The sequence below is a fragment of the Noviluteimonas gilva genome (assembly GCF_009740395.1).
In the GTDB taxonomy this organism is placed as follows: Bacteria; Pseudomonadota; Gammaproteobacteria; order Xanthomonadales; family Xanthomonadaceae; genus Noviluteimonas; species Noviluteimonas gilva.
In genome coordinates this window covers 77,333-93,566 of record NZ_WOXT01000005.1, presented here as the reverse complement: position 1 = coordinate 93,566, position 16,234 = coordinate 77,333, and the positions used below count along the sequence as shown (strand labels likewise).

Below are 16,234 nucleotides of genomic sequence, written 5' to 3'. Positions count from 1 at the left end.
TAGCGCAAAACAAACCGTTGGCCGATTTGCTTCAGCCGCCCGAGATACGACACCGCTAGATGGCGGGAGCCCGATCCCCCGGCTGCGTCGAGGCAGCGGTCTCCACCGCCCCGTTTCCGACAAAGGCCCCGGCCCCCTCGGGGGCCTTTTTTGCGGACCTACGTCCACCGCTGATCTTTCACTCCGCCGCAAGCCCCGATTAAAGTGCGAGCGTATGAGCCGCCAGGCCCTGGCTGCCTCTGGTTTGCGATGGAGTCCAGCATGGAACTGCGTGAAATCGAGATGGAAACGAAGTGCGGGCTTGTTTTAGCGCGCGTCGAGCGCTTTGAACCCTCGCGTGCTGCATGGTCAACCGTGGCGTACTTGGTGCGTGACAGCAATACGTGGAAACGATCTTTTGAAACGGGGTCCACGCCTAACGAGGCGCTTGCCGCGGCTCGGGAATTTATGCGCGAGATGGCAGCCTCTAACGGATAGTCCTGCGCAGCGTTCGCGAATGTCCGCTTCTGGCCGATAGCGGACACTCACCGGGCAGTAATCGGCCGTGAGCCCAAGTTCTCCTCCCGGTTCGGGAACGGAGGACGTCATGAACAAACCGTGCAAAAGAGCAGCTTGGAATAGAGGCAAGCTCGTGGGGCAGAAATCCCCACTCAAGCTCAAGGAAATATGGGCCATCCGATTCCACCTTCAACTCGAAGGGGACATTCGGAAGCTCGCCCTCTTCGATTTGGCCATCGACAGTAAGCTCAGGGCATGCGACCTCGTTAGCCTGCATGTGCGCGACGTGACGCACGGGGCCCAGATTGCGCCGCGTGCGCGCGTGATCCAGCGCAAGACCAGACGCCCGGTGCAATTTGAAATCAGCCAAGCGACCCGCGACGTTCTGACCGAATGGATCGAATTTCGGCATCTGCCGCCGGATGCTTACTTGTTCCCGAGCCGCCAACATGACGGTTCTCACCTTTCGACGCGGCAGTACGCTCGCATCGTCAAAGGATGGATGCGAAGCATTGGACTCGGCGAGCCCGGCTACGGCACGCACTCGCTGCGGCGTACGAAGGCATCTCTGATCTATCAACGCACCAAGAACCTGCGTGCCATACAACTACTGCTTGGCCATACCAAGATCGAGAGCACGGTCCGCTATCTGGGCGTCGAGGTAGACGACGCTCTTAGCATGGCTGAACAAACCGAAGTTTGACCTGTAGCTGCAGCGGCAATCAGGTGGCCGACTCTTCCGGAATTTCCCGCCGCATCGCGGGCGGGCGCGAGCGCGTATGACTTCGGCGCGAATGTGCCGGGGGCGGACCCAGCTCAATGGGCGAGCGGCCTTCGCCCCATCCGGCAAGGGGGCGCCGCGAGACTATTGCGAAGGGGCACCCAACGGGCACCGCCAAGTCTCCGTTCAAAGAAAAAGGGCTGCGCTTTCGCGCAACCCTTTGAAATCACTGGTGGCCGGGGAGGGAATCGAACCCCCGACACGGGGATTTTCAATCCTAGTTGCCGCTCATCGGTGATCTACGGCGTACTACGATTTAACCCCTTACATCAAGCATTTAGACGCGGTAGCCTACGGACGAACACCGACAGTAGCGGCCTTTCCTGCTACCCCGGTGCTACCCGAGGAGGTCGTCATGGCCATCGTCGTCCGGTTCACCGAAGCCCAGGTCAAGAAGCTTCGCGCGGAGGTGCGTCCCGGCGAGCGCCCGGAATACCAGGACGCCGAGGTGTCCGCGCTGCGGCTGCGGGTGAGCACGAAGTCGGCGAGTTGGAGCGTACTCAAGCGCATCCCCGGCGGCGACATGAAGCGTGTCCACATCGGCAAGGCCGACGACATCGTGGCCAGCGAAGCGCGCAAGCGTGCGCTCGTCCTCGTCGGCGACATGCAGAAAGGCATCGACCCGAACGCCGAGAAGCGCCAGCGGAAGAAGGACAACTTGCGGCGCGGCCTGACCCTTCGGGAAGGGCTGGACATCTACTTTGCCGAGAAGGACCTGCGCGAAGCCACCTGTCGCACCTACGAGCGCGATCTGCGGACCACGTTCGGCGACTACTGGGATCGCCCACTGATCGACCTGACGCCCGACGTCGTGCTCAAACGACACCGTGATCGGAAGACCCGGCCCCTGCGCTCGCAGGCGCGCGTACAGAGCGCTTCGGCGCGCAAGCGCATCACCGCCAGCCCGAGCCGCGCCGACGGCGCCGCACGCGCGCTGCGGGCCGTCGTGAACTACCTCAAGGTCACGCGCAACATCGACTTGCCGGACGTGGCGGCGCAGATCACGGCGACGGGCGCGTGGGGCAACGTGCGCCGCCGCAAGCGGACGCTGGGCGACCGACTCGACGACTTCGTGCGCGCCGTCAGGGCGCTGCCCGATGACTTGCCGCCCGACCTCACCGGCACGCAGCGTGACCTGACCTTGTTCCTGCTGTGCACCGCGTTGCGATGGTCGAGCGCCGCTGGACTGCGGTGGGACGAAGTCGACTTCAAATCGAAGACGATCACGATCGGCGCCGACCGAATGAAGGGCAAGTCCGAGCACTCGTTGCCGCTCGGGGCCGAGATCATGGCGATGCTTCGAGGGCGTTTGGCGGTGCGTCGGTCCACCACGTATGTCTTCCCGGGCCTGCCGAAGTCGATCGACGAACCAGACGATTTGCGCCCCTTCGGGAGGGTCACGAAGCACTTTACCGACAAGATCGTCGACCGCGACGGCGAGCGCATCGTCTGGTCCCCGCACGACCTCCGGCGCACGGCACTCAACGTACTGGAAGCCATGGATGTGTCGGCGTACGCGCTCAAGCGCATCGTGGCGCACAGCGAGGGCGGCGACGTGACGGCCGGCTATCTGACCGATGACGTGAGTCGCCTGCGCGCGCCGATGGAGCGCTTGGAGGCGAGGGTGTTTGGCCATCAGGGGAAGGTCATCGAGTTGAAGAAGCCCCTCGGGCGGCGGCGCTAACGGAACATGGAGGCGAACGTGCACGACCGGCAAGAAGAGATCGAATGGCAAACGCGCGCGATCGACAGGGCCGGCGCAGGCGACGAGGCGAGCGCCTGGATCGTCGTGCGCGCGATCATGCTGGAACTCGACGTGCGCTACTCCGACGCCGCGATGCTCAAGGGCGTGACCGAGTTCATCGAGGCGCTGCTGGAACTGAAGGATGCATCTGGGCACCGTAGCCCCGCGCGTGATCAACTCGCCGGCCTTCTCGATCGGCTGCGGATCACGCGAGCGCCCGGAGAACGCAAGGTCGACGAGAGCGCATGGAGCAAGCTGCGCGTCGCGGTCGACGTCTTGCAGGTCGACGAGGCGCCGGTGCTCCGGCACGCTGCGGAGTTCATCGAGCGCCTCCTCGCGATCAAGTCCCTGGCGTCGAACGCTGCGCCCACGCGCGATGACCTCGTCGACGCCTTCGCCGTGCTCGACCTGCTGCCGAATCCCCACCGACCGGCAACGAGCGACTACGAGCTTCTCGGGCGCCTCGCCGCTGAGGACCTCGAAGTGCGCTTCAACGAGCGTAGCGTTGCGCAGGCGCGCGCTCACTTGCAAACCGGCAAGTACCGGCTCGGCGAACTGCGTCAGCGCGACATCCGCACGAAGCGTCCCGACTTGGTCGACCTGATCGACGGCGCGGACCGGAAGGAACTCGAAGGGTTCATCGAGAACTTGGACCCGAAGATGTAATCACCCCCCTTTTCGCTGACTTTGACCCCCGGGGGCCGGGCCGAAGATCGCGCCGTCCCGCCGCACTAGGCGTAGCGAAACGGTGAAGCAGATGGCTGTGATCCTCCACGAACGGCGTCGCCTGAGCGAACGCGAGGCCGCCGCGTACCTCGGGCCGGTGACGGCGCGCACCCTGCAAGACTGGCGCACCAACGGCGTCGGCCCCGCGTACTCGAAGCTGGGTCGTCGAGTCTGTTACGCGATCGAGGATTTGGACGCCTTCATCGCCGGTGGTCGTGTTGAACCGAAATCCGCCGCCTCGGACGGAGTCGGCGATGAAGGTTGACCTGAATAAGGTGCCGCGATCCAGCAAGCGACGTGCGCGCAATAAGGGCAGGCAGGCGACCAAGCCGTTCGTCGGTATCCCGCACGAGGTCCTCAACTCGTTGCAGTTCGGTGCTCTGTCCGCCCACGCGACGAAGCTGCTCATCGAGTTGGCCCGTCAATTTCGCGGCAAGAACAACGGCGACTTCTCGGCGTCGTACACGCAGGTAAAGAAGCGCGGATGGCACAGCCCGAGCACGTTGGACCGCGCGAAGAAAGAGTTGCTCGCATCGGGCTTCATCATGCTCACGCGGCAAGGCGGGCGGCATCGCTGTTCCCTTTACGCCGTGACCTGGTGGCCGATCGACGAGTGCGGGGGCAAGCACCACGAGCCGCCCACGACCGTGGCGCCGAACTGGTGGCGGGACGCGAAAGTCGTAGTCCAAGACCGTACCAATGTGGTCCCGATCCGTACCAAAACGTCGATTCGGAAGTCGATGGACGCCGACACTGGTCCGGATGTGTACGAGTCGCACCGTGCGTGCTGACTCTTGTAGTCCGGCTGCGTACACCTTCTTAGATTTACCAGCGGGCGCAGCCCTAGTTCGCTCCTGTCACCCGAAATCTCCTTGGCGCGTGCGCGCGCGCGAATGACTTTGGTGCGACGCCATGAAGACGAAGTTCGTCATACGATGCGGCGCGTTGACGCAGGCGGGCGGGAAGTGCAACGCGAAGCCGGTCGGCGCGTGCGGTCGATGTAAATGGCATGGCGGGTACTCGACCGGCCCACGCACGGACGAGGGAAAGGAGAAAGTCGCGCTAAACTTGCCGCGGGTCTTCGCTGCGCGCGCCCGCGCGAATCGACCTTAGGAAACTGTTGCCTATCGACACTAGGTGGTGCGGGAAGGCCGGGGACGCACTGAACTGTCAGGCGACCGGGGGGCTTTTGTCGGGGGTGCCCTAAACACATGGCCGACAGCGTCCTCGGCATGCGCCACGACAACGGCAGCCGAATCACCGGAGTTCACGGTGAATCACCGTGGCCCCCCGCCGCTGCGGAAGGGGGTGGGCTGCAAGTACCGGCCCACAGGAAATTCGGGTCCTGCAATGCGCCCATCGACCTCCACGCGCCGCGCGGCACGTGCGCCGCTATCTGATCATTTCGTCGCTGCTTGCCAGGTCATCCAATATCGGGCAGCTCGGTCGCGAGTCACCGTGGCAGCGCTTCGCCAGATGTTCGAGCGTGCGCTTCATCGCTTCCATTTCCCTGATGCGCGCGTCGAGGTCGTCGGCATGCGCACGGGCAAGCTTCTTGACGTCGGCGCTGCTGCGTCGCTTGTTGTCCCACAACCCGAGCAGGTCATGGATCTGCTTCATGGAAAACCCCAGTGACCGCGAGCGCTTGATGAAGCGGATGCGGTGCAGGTCGTCGTCGGTGTAGAGGCGGTAGCCTGCGAACGTGCGACCCGCTTCGGGCATCAAGTGGATGCTCTCGTAATGGCGGATCGACTTCGCGCTGACGCCGGTCAGCGCGGCAGCCTCGCCGATGTTGTGCATGCCCTGCTGCTTAGCGTCGGAGAGTTCGGGGCGGGGGGCGTGGCGGGGCATGGCGAGGGACCTCACGGGGCGGGCGTCCAGCGGCGCAGCAACAGGGTATTCGACACAACGCTGACCGAGGAGAAGGCCATGGCGGCGCTGGCGATCACGGGGTCGAGCAGCCCCATCGCGGCGAGTGGAAGGCCGACGACGTTGTAGCCGAAGGCCCAGAACAGGTTCTGGTGAATCTTGCGGGTAGTGCGGCGGGAGATGTCGATCGCGTCGGCGACGAGGCCCGGATCGGAACGCATCAGGGTGATCCCTGCGGCGTGCATCGCGACGTCGGTGCCGCTGCCCATCGCGATGCCGACGTCGGCGGCGGCGAGTGCGGGCGCATCGTTGATGCCGTCGCCGACCATCGCAACGCGGGCTTCGAGCTGAAGTTCGCGCACGACGTCGGCCTTCCCTTCCGGCAACACTTCCGCGCGGACTTCATCGATGCCGAGTGCGCGCGCGACCACCTCGGCTGCGCCGCGGTTGTCGCCGGAGATCATCACGGTACGCAGGCCCATGCCGTGCAGCCGTGCGATCGCCTCGCGTGCACCGTGACGCGGTTGGTCGCGGAACGACAGAAGGCCGAGGAGCCGCGCACCGTCGCGGGTGCGCTCGGCGAGCCAGGAGACCGAGTGGCCCGACGCCGCCAGCAGGGCTTCGCGTTCGGCCAATGGCGACAGGTCGACGCCTTCCTCGCGCATCCAGACGGTGCTTCCAAGGAAAAGGGCACGTCCTTCGACCGAGCCACGCAAGCCACGACCAGGAACGGCGTGCAGGTCGTCGGCAGTCGCGACAGGTTCGTCGTAGGCGACGACGACGGCCTTCGCGAGCGGATGCTCGGAGCCACCTTGCAGCGCCGCGGCAAGGCGGAGCAATTCGCGGGTATCGCCGTCGACGGCCGCCCGCTGCGCGAGCACCGGCTTGCCCTCCGTGAGCGTACCCGTCTTGTCGAAGGCGACGATCGCAACGTTCCTCGCGAGTTCCAGTGCCTCGGCGTCCTTGAACAGCACGCCGGCGCGCGCGGCCACGCCCGTGCCGGCCATGACGGCAGTCGGCGTTGCCAGACCCAAGGCACAGGGGCATGCGATTACCAAGACCGCGATAGCGTGCAGGATCGCCGCGCTCCAATCGCCGGTGACCAACCCCCATGTCGCGAAAGTCGCCAACGCGATCAACACGACGATCGGCACGAACACGGCGCTCACCTTGTCGACGATTTGCTGGATCGGCGCCTTGCGGGCCTGCGCGTCTTCGACCATTCGGATGATCCGTGCAAGTACGCTCTCCGCGCTGACCGCGGTTGCGCGTACCGTCACCCGGCCTTCGCCGTTGACGGCGCCGCCGGTGACGCGGTCGCCGACGACTTTTGCAACAGGCAACGACTCGCCGGTCACCAACGATTCGTCGGCATGTGTGCGCCCCTCGACCACGTCGCCATCGATGGGAAATCGTTCGCCAGGGCGCACGACGACGATGTCGCCCGCCGCCACTGCGTCGATCGCGACCTGCTGCTCGACGCCACCGCGCAGCACACGCGCCGAGTTCGGTCGCAACGCTTGCAGCGCACGAATTGCGTCGGTCGTTTGTCGCTTCGCTCGGCCTTCCAGCCACTTGCCGAGCAGGATCAGCGTGATCACCGCGGCCGACGCCTCGAAGTAGAGGGGCCAGTCGCCGTAATGGTTGGGAGCGCGCAGGAGATTGAACACGCTCAACCCGAAGCCGGCGGATGTGCCGACCGCGACGAGCAGGTCCATGTTGCCGGTGCCTGCGCGCAGTGCCTTCCACGCGGACTTGTAGAAGCGCAGCCCCAACCAGAACTGCACCGGCGCCGCGAGGGCGAGCTGCCACCACCCCGGCAGGCTCCAATGTCGGCCGAGAGGCATGCCCACCATCGGCAGCACGAGCGGCAACGACAGCAGCGCGGCGACGACAAGGTTCCGTGCTTCCGTCGACAGACCGCGTGCCGCAGGTGGCCCTGAGATCGTCTCAGCGCGCACGCCAGCGTTCACGACGTACCCGGCGTCGATCACCGCCCCATGAAGCACGTCGTCGGCAATACCATCGCCGACCTGCACGGTTGCACGCTCGGTCGCAAGATTGACGGTCGCTTCGATGACGCCCGGCACCTTCCGCAGGGCGCGTTCGATTCGGGCCACGCACGACGCGCATGTCATGCCTTCGACTGCGAACTCGGACGTCCGCAACGAAGCTTTCGAGGGGACTGCGATGGCGTTCATGGAGATGGCCTCGGGGGGATGGGTGGAGCGGACCATCCACCTTCCTATGATGGGAAGGTCAACCGCCTCGGTTTCCTTGACCTTCCCACCGGGGGAAGCCTCAGGGTCACCCCCTCGGCCATCCGGGCCGTTGGAGAAGCACCATGAAGTTGAACGTCCAGGGCATGGCATGCAGCCACTGCGTCGGCATCATCACCAAGGCCATTCGGGCCATTGATCCGAACGCCCGCGTAGACGTCGACCTCGACGCGGAGACCGTGACCATCGAGGGCGGCATCGATCAGGGGTTGGCGATGGCGGCCATCGAGGCGGAAGGCTATGGCGTCGAACCGCAGTCGACGGCGGCCCCGAAAAAAGCCTGTTGTGGTTGCAGTTGACCTGACCTTCGCTGCCTTGGGGTAAAGTGTCCCCATGCGTCTGCGCGCCATCCTCCTCCGCCTGCTGCTGTGCATCGCCCTCGTGGCGAACGGCACGTCGGCGGTCTATGCGAGCACGTTGATGGCGTCCGGGGCAGGCATGGTCACCACGTCCGACGTCACGCAGTCGGCCGACCAGCCGTGCCCCGACATGCAGTCAATGACGCATGCGGCGATGACGGCTGATCACGACGCGCCCATGTCGTCGACGCCGCCGTCGCACGACGATTGCTGCCCACCGGGTGCTTGCCTGTGCAGTTGCGTTTCGCATGTGCCGACGATTTTGTCGGTGCAGTCGTTTGCCACGCAGTCAGGCGCATCGCCTGCGCCCGTCGCCGCGCTGCGCGTCTCGTTCGCGAGTCGCGCGCTACCCAATCTGATCCGACCTCCCATCGGCTAAGCGGTCTCCCAGCGCCTTAGCGGCGCTACCGCTCGTGCGCGCTCGATCGCGCACGCATACCCGATTTCTTGGAGTGGTTGGATGTCTTCCGATCGTTATCGTGGTGCGCCTGCATTCCCGGCGCGCCGTCAGTTCCTGCAAGGGCTTGCCGCAGCAGGCGTGCTCGCCGGCTTCGGCGGGTTGCCGCTGCGTGCGTCGCCTGGGGTGGCTCGTAACGCCACGTTGAGTGGCACCGAGTTCGATCTCGTCATCGGCGAGTCGCCAGCAAATTTCACTGGCCGGACGCGCACGGCCATTACCGTGAACGGGTCCATCCCCGCGCCGTTGTTGCGCTGGAAGGAGGGTACGACGGTCAACTTGCGCGTGAGCAACGCGCTGCCCGCCGGCTCGATTCATGGCCATGAAGCGTCGATTCACTGGCACGGCATCTTGCTGCCCGCGAACATGGATGGCGTGCCGGGCATCAGCTTCAACGGCATCGGTCGCGGCGAAACATACAACTACCGCTTCACCGTGAAGCAGGGCGGCACGTACTGGTATCACAGCCACTCGGGCTTCCAGGAACAGGCGGGCTTGTACGGCCCGCTCGTGATCGATCCCATCGCGCCGGAGCCGTTCTCGTACGACCGAGAGCACGTCGTGATGCTCACCGACTGGACCGACCTCGACCCGTCAGCGTTGTTCGCGCGCCTGAAAATAATGCCGGGCTACGACAACTACTACAAGCGCACCGTCGGCGACTTCATGCGTGACGCGAAGCGCGACGGTATGTCGGCCACGATCGACGATCGAAAGATGTGGGGAAAGATGCGGATGACGCCGACCGACCTGTCGGACGTCAACGCGAACACCTACACGTACCTGATGAATGGCGCGACGTCGCTGGCCAACTGGACCGGCTTGTTCAAGCCCGGCGAGAAAGTGCGCCTGCGCTTCATCAATGGTTCGTCGATGACGTACTTCGACGTGCGCATTCCCGGCTTGAAGATGACGGTCGTCTCGGCGGATGGCCAGTACGTGCATCCGGTGACGATCGACGAGTTCCGCATGGCACCTGCGGAGACGTACGACGTGATCGTCGAACCCACCGGGCAGGATGCCTTCACGATCTTCGCGCAGGACATGGCCCACACGGGCTACATCAGCGGCACGCTCGCGGTGCGCGACGGTCTGCGCGCGCCGGTGCCCGCGCTCGACCCGCGCGCGATCCTGACGATGGCGGACATGGGGCACGGCGCGATGGGCCACGAAATGCCCGGCATGGGGGACGACGGCATGCAACACGACATGGCCGGAATGGACCATGCGGCGATGGGCCACGACATGTCGGCCATGGGCCAAGGCGCATCGATGCAAACGCATCCGGCGAGCGAGTCGAATAACCCCTTCATCGACATGCAAACGATGTCGCCGACGCCGCGACTCGACGACCCCGGCATCGGCTTGCGCGAAAACGGTCGCGCTGTCCTGAGCTACGGGATGTTGAAGAGCGCGTTCGAGGACCCCGATGGCCGCGACCCTGGTCGCGAGATCGAGTTGCACCTGACCGGACACATGGAACGCTTCGTGTGGGGCTTCAACGGGCAGAAGTTCTCGCAGGTCGAACCGTTGCGACTCAACTACGGCGAGCGCCTGCGCATCGTGCTGGTCAACGACACGATGATGTCGCACCCGATCCACCTGCATGGCATGTGGAGCGACCTCGAAGACGAGCAAGGCAACTTCCAGGTGCGCAAGCACACGCTCGACATTCCGCCAGGCACGCGCCGCAGTTATCGCGTTCGCGCCGACGCGCTCGGCGGCTGGGCGTACCACTGCCATCTGTTGTTCCACATGGAAGCCGGAATGATGCGCGAAGTGAGGGTCGAAGAATGAAGACGCGCTCGATCACGACCCTTGCGGTGGGCTTACTTTTGTCGACCGGCGCGGCCGCGCAGCATCACGATCATTCGTCGATGCCGATGACGATGCCGATGCCGCAACCCGCTCAGTCGCCGAAGGCAGCGCCGCAGCCGAAGGCGGCGCCGAAACCTGCGGGGAAACCGAAGCCGAAGCCGAAACCTGTGAGCAAGCCGGCCGCGGAGAAGCCCGTCGACCACTCGACGATGGACCACTCGCAGATGCAGATGGACCGATCGACGATGTACCACTCGCAGATGCAGATGGACCACTCGATGAGTGCGCCCGGCGCGCTGCGCACGCCCATTCCCGAGTTGACCGACGCAGACCGCGAAGCTGCGCGACCTCCCGCGCACGACCACCCTGTGCATGACAACACGGTGCACTCGAAGGTCATGTTCAACCGCCTTGAAGCTTTCGATGCCGACCACGGCAACGGGCTGGCATGGGAAGGGCAGGCGTGGGTCGGCACCGATACCGACAAGTTGTGGCTGCGCTCCGAAGGTGAGCGCGTCGATGACCGCACCGAAGCCGCCGACCTCGAAGTCATGTACGGCCGGCCGATCGCGCGCTGGTGGGATGTCGTCGGTGGCGTGCGCCATGACTTCAAACCAGGTGCTTCGCAAGACTGGGCTGCCATCGGCGTCGTCGGCATCGCGCCTTACAAGTTTGAAGTGGAAGCGACCGCGTACCTTGGGGCGTCGGGTCGGACGGCGGCGCGCATCGAAGCCGAGTACGAGCTGTTGCTGACCAATCGGCTCATTTTGCAACCCCTCGTTGAAGCCAACTTCAACGGCAAGGACGACGAGCGCCGCGGCGTTGGTTCGGGCTTGTCGACGATGGAGGCGGGGCTGCGCCTCCGGTACGAGGTGCATCGCAAGTTCGCGCCCTACATCGGTGTCGTGCATGAACGCGCGTTCGGTGACACGGCGGACTTCCGCCGCGCGCTGGGCGAAGACAAGAGCGACACCCGCATCGTTGCGGGCGTTAGGGTCTGGTTCTAAGGGGAATGCAAAAATGCCTTTCGTAAAACGATCGACGCTCCTGACGCTCGCGGTTCTCTCCGGCGTGGGCGTTCTCGCCTTCGCCGGCTTCGTTTACTCCGGCGTGTACGACGTCGGCGCCGACAACGCGCATACGCGCCCGGTGCTGTCGTTGTTGCAGACGATGCGCGAGCGTTCCATCGCGAGTCGCGCGGAGAAGCTCACGTTGCCGCCGTTACACGACCCCGCCCGCATTCGCCAGGGCGCGGGAAACTACAACGCAATGTGCACCGGGTGCCATCTCGCACCCGGTGTTGCAGAAACCGAGTTGAGCAAAGGTTTGTACCCGACACCGCCGAACCTGACGCGCGAGCAGGTCGATCCGCGCGAAGCCTTCTGGGCGATCAAGCACGGCATCAAGGCATCGGGCATGCCGGCATGGGGCAAGAGCATGAAGGACGACTACATCTGGAACATGGTCGCGTTCCTGCAACAGTTGCCGTCGCTCGACGCCGCGAAGTACCACGAGATGGTCGAGAAAAGCGGCGGCCACTCGCACGGTGGCGGCGAGAGTGGGGCGGGGCATCACCACGGCGGCGAACCCATGGAGCACGACGACGCGGACCACGCCGACGAAGCGCAGGAACACAGCGAGCACACGGAACCGGCGTCGCCCAGCACCGTGCCCGAGCACGGCAAGCCGGGACACCATCACTGATTGACAGGAGGCAGTCGTGGCTTCGACGCACGAGCACAATCACGATCATCAGAAACACGGCGTTGCGCACGGGGCGAAGGACCCCGTGTGCGGCATGAACGTCGATCCGGCAACCACTGCATTCCACGCGCAGCACGAAGGGGTCGAATTTCACTTCTGCTCCGCTGGTTGTCGCGACAAGTTCGTTGCCGCGCCCGACACGTACCTGACGAAAAAGCAGACGCTGGCCGACGACAAGGTGCCGACCTCCGCCGACACGATCTACACGTGTCCGATGCACCCGCAGATTCGCCAGCGCGGCCCAGGCGTTTGCCCCATCTGCGGCATGGCGCTCGAACCCGAGATGCCGACGCTCGACGACGACGAGAACCCCGAACTGCGCGACTTCAGTCATCGCTTCTGGTGGACGTTGCCGTTGACCGTCGTCGTCTTCGTGCTCGGCATGTTCGGCGACCGCTTGCCGTTGTCGGTGGGCACTCGCAGTTGGGCCGAGTTGATTCTCGCTTCGCCGGTGGTGTTGTGGGCCGGGTGGCCGTTCTTCGTGCGCTGCATGCATTCGATCCGCAACCGCAGCCCGAACATGTGGACCTTGATCGGGATCGGCGTGGCGGCGGCCTACGCCTACAGCACCGTCGCGGTGATCGCGCCCGAGCTGTTTCCGCCGTCGTTCCACGCGCACGGCCGCGTGGCGGTCTACTTTGAGGCGGCGGCGGTCATCGTGTCGCTGACGCTGCTCGGGCAGCTTCTCGAACTGCGCGCGCGCTCGAAGACATCGGCGGCGATCAAGGCATTGCTCGGCCTCGCGCCGCGCACTGCGCGGCGGGTTCGCGACGACGGGACCGAGGAAGACATTCCACTCGACGAGGTTCGAGTCGGCGACACGCTGCGTGTGCGACCAGGCGAGAAGGTGCCCGTGGATGGCGTCTCGGTCGAAGGTCGATCGAGCATCGACGAATCGATGTTGACCGGCGAACCGATCCCGGTGGAAAAGGCGCCGGGCGATCGCGTGATCGGTGCAACCATCAACGGCACTGGCAGTCTGATCATTCGCGCTGAGCGGGTAGGCGGCGACACAATGTTGTCGCAGATCGTGCAGCTCGTCGCACAGGCGCAGCGTTCGCGCGCGCCCATGCAGCGCATGGCGGACAAGGTGGCGTTCTGGTTCGTACTCGCGGTCCTGACGATCGCGGTCGTCACCTTCTTCGCGTGGGGTCTGTTCGGCCCGTCGCCGTCCTGGACCTATGCGGTGCTCAACGCCATCTCCGTGTTGATCATCGCGTGCCCCTGCGCGCTGGGGCTGGCGACGCCGATGTCGATCATGGTGGCGACCGGACGCGCAGCGCACAGCGGCGTGCTCTTCCGCGATGCAGAAGCGATCGAGCACCTTCGTCGGATCGACACGTTGATCGTCGACAAGACCGGCACGCTGACGGAAGGCCACCCGGCCTATCAGGACGCGATCGGCGTCGGCGACTTCGCGCCTGCGGAGGTGCTGCGCATCGCAGCCAGCCTGGATCAGGGCAGCGAACATCCGCTCGCCGCTGCCATCGTTTCCGAGGCTCGCCGGAGGAATCTGGCGCTGTCGCGCGCCGACGATTTCGAGTCGGTGACAGGGCTGGGCGTGCAGGGGAACGTCGATGGGCGTTCAGCGCTGTTGGGCAATACGCGGCTGATGGAATCGGCAAACGTACCCACGGACGACATGCGCGAGCGTGCGGAGCGGTTCCGCGGGGAAGGTGCGAGCGTGATGTTCCTGGCCATCGACGGCCGTCTCGCGGGACTTGTGGCGGTCGCCGATCCGATCAAGGAATCGGCCGCGCCTGCGCTCGACGCATTGCGTCGTGCCGGCATGCACGTCGTCATGGCCACCGGCGACGGCGCGACGACGGCGCACGCCGTAGCACGCAAGCTCGGCATCGACGAGTTCTACGGCGAAGTCAGCCCGGCTGACAAGAATGCGCTGGTGCAGCGCCTGAAGTCGCAGGGCCATCGCGTCGCAATGGCGGGTGACGGGATCAACGACGCACCGGCGCTGGCCGCGGCCGACGTCGGGATCGCAATGGGCACTGGGACCGATGTCGCGATGTCGAGCGCGCAGGTCACACTGGTGAAAGGCGACCTGCGCGGCATCGTGCGTGCACGCGCATTGTCGGAGGCTACCGTGCGCAACATGAAGCAGAACCTCGGATTCGCCTTCGCCTACAACGCGATCGGCGTGCCAGTGGCGGCGGGCGTGTTGTACCCGGCGTTCCACTTGCTCCTGAGTCCGATGATTGCGGCGCTCGCCATGAGTTTGAGTTCGGTTTCCGTCGTGGCGAATGCGCTGCGGCTCAGTCGCGTCAAGGTCGACGAGGAGGAAAACAAATGAAGCACCAGCACGCAGAGCACGGACAGCATTCGGCGCAAGGGAAAGGGCATTACCTGAAGTTAGCGGCGATGATCGTGCTGTCGTTCCTCGCGATGTACGCGCTCATGTACGCGATGGTTGACCGCTTCGCGAACGTCTACAACAACGTCAACCAGTTCTACATGGCGGGCCTGATGGTGGCGCCGATGCTGGTCATCGAGTTGGTACTGATGTGGCACATGTACCCCGATCGGAAGATCAACTCGGTGCTGCTCGCGATCGGTGTCATTGCAGGCATCGCGTTTTGGTGCTTGATTCGTCAGCAGGCGGCCGTGTCGGAAAGTCAGTTCTACCGTTCGATGATCCCGCATCACGCCGGCGCGATCCTGATGTGCGAACAGCGCAAGACGGACAGCGCCGACGTCGCGCGTTTGTGCGGCGAGATCATCAAGTCGCAGAAGGCTGAGGTCGCGCAGATGAAGGTGCGCCTGGGAGAAGCGCCTGATGCCGAATAGGCGTAAAATCCGCCCCATGCCGCTGCGCCCGCTCGCCCGCATCGCCCTGCACCTGATCGTGGTCGTCGCCATGATCGTGGGTGGTGCGGTCGCGCCAGCCGTTGCCGCTACGGCGGCGTTGGAGAGCATCCCGGCGTCCGTTGAGGCGGCGCCGGATGCGATGCCATGCGACAACATGTCGGCCATGCAGATGGGCGACAAGGCGCCTGCGCATCAGCCGCAAGGACCCTGCATGACCCAACACTGCGATCTGAGCGCCTGTCTCGGGGTCGCGTGTCTTGTCGAGCTGCCCGTGGTTTCGAGGTCGCTTCCACGCGTTGACCTCGGGATCGCCAACGGCAATCTGACTATTCCGGCTGGCGTCATCGACACACCATTGCGGCCTCCAAACGCCTGAGTTCTCTCCGCTTAGCGAACGGGCGCATTACGCGCCCCTTGCCGCCGTGCGCGGCATCCATGGAGAACTCCAATGCGAGTTGCATTACGCGCAGCATCGTTCGTTCTGCTTGGCCTGTTGCCGTTCGTGGCGACGGCGAAGCCCATCGCGTTCGCGAAGGGTAAGACCCTGATGTTTGAGTACGGCGCGGGCACCATGAACGAGGCGCAGTTTTTCTATGCGCCGCGTTATTGGTATTCGGTAGGCGGCGGGTGGCTCGAACTCGAAAGCGAAGATCACACCAAGCTGCGGCACATCACGTACGTGCGCGCGAACTTCCTCGCGAAGAGATGGAATATGCCGGGCGCGCAAGCGAACGTGTTCGTGTGGGGCGGTCTTGGCAACGCGACCGGCAACGATTTCGAGGGCAGCGAACTGGCGCGCAACGTCGGCGCGCAGGTCGATTTCGAGACGCGCCGCGTGTACGGCGCTGTCCGCTCCGACCTGAACGAAACCGATCGCTTCTCCCACCGCATTGATACGTTGCAGCTCGGTTGGGCGCCCTACGCGCACGATTACGACACGCTGGCCACCTGGTTCGTCGTGCAGGGCCGTCGTTACACCGGCGATCTCGCCGACGGCACCGAGACGGCACTGCTCGTCCGCTTCTTCAAGGGCGGGACGTGGGTCGAGATCGGCGCGACGACTGACGGCAAGTTGCAAGCCATGGCCATGTTCAACTTCTGAATCCGGAATACACC

The 16,234-nt window shown here is 64.7% G+C and carries 18 protein-coding genes; 16 read left to right on the top strand and 2 right to left on the bottom strand.

Features of this window, described 5'->3' with window-relative positions; genetic code table 11:
* Window positions 1-261 precede the first annotated feature (261 nt).
* From GN331_RS14585 to GN331_RS17040, 7 genes are all read left to right on the top strand, one after another.
* Window positions 262-477, top strand: coding sequence for a hypothetical protein (locus tag GN331_RS14585; RefSeq protein WP_156643028.1), 216 nt, complete (start codon window positions 262-264; stop codon window positions 475-477).
* Between the two features lie 109 nt (window positions 478-586).
* The gene (locus GN331_RS14580) at window positions 587-1,201 is read left to right on the top strand and encodes a tyrosine-type recombinase/integrase (RefSeq protein WP_156643027.1); all 615 of its coding nucleotides are present in this window, start codon (window positions 587-589) and stop codon (window positions 1,199-1,201) included.
* A gap of 433 nt (window positions 1,202-1,634) precedes the next feature.
* The gene (locus GN331_RS14575; RefSeq protein ID WP_156643026.1) at window positions 1,635-2,963 is read left to right on the top strand and encodes a tyrosine-type recombinase/integrase; all 1,329 of its coding nucleotides are present in this window, start codon (window positions 1,635-1,637) and stop codon (window positions 2,961-2,963) included.
* Between the two features lie 6 nt (window positions 2,964-2,969).
* On the top strand, window positions 2,970-3,689 hold the full coding sequence (locus GN331_RS14570) for a hypothetical protein (protein WP_156643025.1): 720 nt from the start codon (window positions 2,970-2,972) through the stop codon (window positions 3,687-3,689).
* A 91-nt stretch (window positions 3,690-3,780) separates the two neighbouring features.
* Window positions 3,781-4,014, top strand: coding sequence for a helix-turn-helix domain-containing protein (locus GN331_RS14565; RefSeq protein ID WP_156643024.1), 234 nt, complete (start codon window positions 3,781-3,783; stop codon window positions 4,012-4,014).
* Window positions 4,004-4,540: a hypothetical protein gene (locus GN331_RS14560; RefSeq protein ID WP_156643023.1), complete on the top strand. Its 537-nt coding sequence runs from the start codon at window positions 4,004-4,006 to the stop codon at window positions 4,538-4,540. The genes GN331_RS14565 and GN331_RS14560 overlap by 11 nt, the downstream gene beginning before the upstream one ends.
* A gap of 121 nt (window positions 4,541-4,661) precedes the next feature.
* A complete protein-coding gene (locus tag GN331_RS17040) occupies window positions 4,662-4,862 on the top strand; it encodes an HGGxSTG domain-containing protein (protein WP_425489300.1) in 201 nt (66 codons plus the stop codon).
* Between the two features lie 279 nt (window positions 4,863-5,141).
* Here the strand turns inward: GN331_RS17040 and cueR are convergent, their stop codons facing one another.
* Window positions 5,142-5,600, bottom strand: a complete 459-nt coding sequence (gene cueR, locus GN331_RS14555; RefSeq protein ID WP_156643022.1) for a Cu(I)-responsive transcriptional regulator — start codon at window positions 5,598-5,600, stop codon at window positions 5,142-5,144.
* Window positions 5,601-5,611: 11 nt separating this feature from the next.
* A complete protein-coding gene (locus GN331_RS14550) occupies window positions 5,612-7,819 on the bottom strand; it encodes a heavy metal translocating P-type ATPase (RefSeq protein ID WP_269448222.1) in 2,208 nt (735 codons plus the stop codon).
* 143 nt (window positions 7,820-7,962) lie between these two features.
* On the opposite strand from GN331_RS14550, the gene GN331_RS14545 reads away from it, so the two are divergent.
* From GN331_RS14545 to GN331_RS14505, 9 genes are all read left to right on the top strand, one after another.
* Window positions 7,963-8,196, top strand: a complete 234-nt coding sequence (locus GN331_RS14545; RefSeq protein WP_156643020.1) for a heavy-metal-associated domain-containing protein — start codon at window positions 7,963-7,965, stop codon at window positions 8,194-8,196.
* Between the two features lie 34 nt (window positions 8,197-8,230).
* Window positions 8,231-8,635 (top strand): CopL family metal-binding regulatory protein, encoded by a 405-nt coding sequence (locus tag GN331_RS14540; protein WP_197427163.1) that lies wholly within the window; start codon window positions 8,231-8,233, stop codon window positions 8,633-8,635.
* A gap of 81 nt (window positions 8,636-8,716) precedes the next feature.
* Entirely contained in the window at window positions 8,717-10,510 is a 1,794-nt protein-coding gene (locus GN331_RS14535; RefSeq protein ID WP_156643019.1) for a copper resistance system multicopper oxidase, read from the top strand.
* A complete protein-coding gene (locus GN331_RS14530; protein ID WP_156643018.1) occupies window positions 10,507-11,538 on the top strand; it encodes a copper resistance protein B in 1,032 nt (343 codons plus the stop codon). The genes GN331_RS14535 and GN331_RS14530 overlap by 4 nt, the downstream gene beginning before the upstream one ends.
* Window positions 11,539-11,551: 13 nt before the next feature.
* Window positions 11,552-12,235, top strand: coding sequence for a c-type cytochrome (locus GN331_RS14525; protein ID WP_197427162.1), 684 nt, complete (start codon window positions 11,552-11,554; stop codon window positions 12,233-12,235).
* A gap of 16 nt (window positions 12,236-12,251) precedes the next feature.
* Window positions 12,252-14,603, top strand: a complete 2,352-nt coding sequence (locus GN331_RS14520; RefSeq protein ID WP_331713499.1) for a heavy metal translocating P-type ATPase — start codon at window positions 12,252-12,254, stop codon at window positions 14,601-14,603.
* Window positions 14,600-15,097: a DUF305 domain-containing protein gene (locus GN331_RS14515; protein ID WP_197427161.1), complete on the top strand. Its 498-nt coding sequence runs from the start codon at window positions 14,600-14,602 to the stop codon at window positions 15,095-15,097. Before GN331_RS14520 ends, GN331_RS14515 begins: the two co-directional genes overlap by 4 nt.
* A gap of 16 nt (window positions 15,098-15,113) precedes the next feature.
* Window positions 15,114-15,494, top strand: a complete 381-nt coding sequence (locus GN331_RS14510; RefSeq protein ID WP_156643017.1) for a hypothetical protein — start codon at window positions 15,114-15,116, stop codon at window positions 15,492-15,494.
* 72 nt (window positions 15,495-15,566) lie between these two features.
* Window positions 15,567-16,220, top strand: coding sequence for a hypothetical protein (locus GN331_RS14505; protein WP_156643016.1), 654 nt, complete (start codon window positions 15,567-15,569; stop codon window positions 16,218-16,220).
* The last annotated feature ends 14 nt before the right edge of the window (window positions 16,221-16,234 follow it).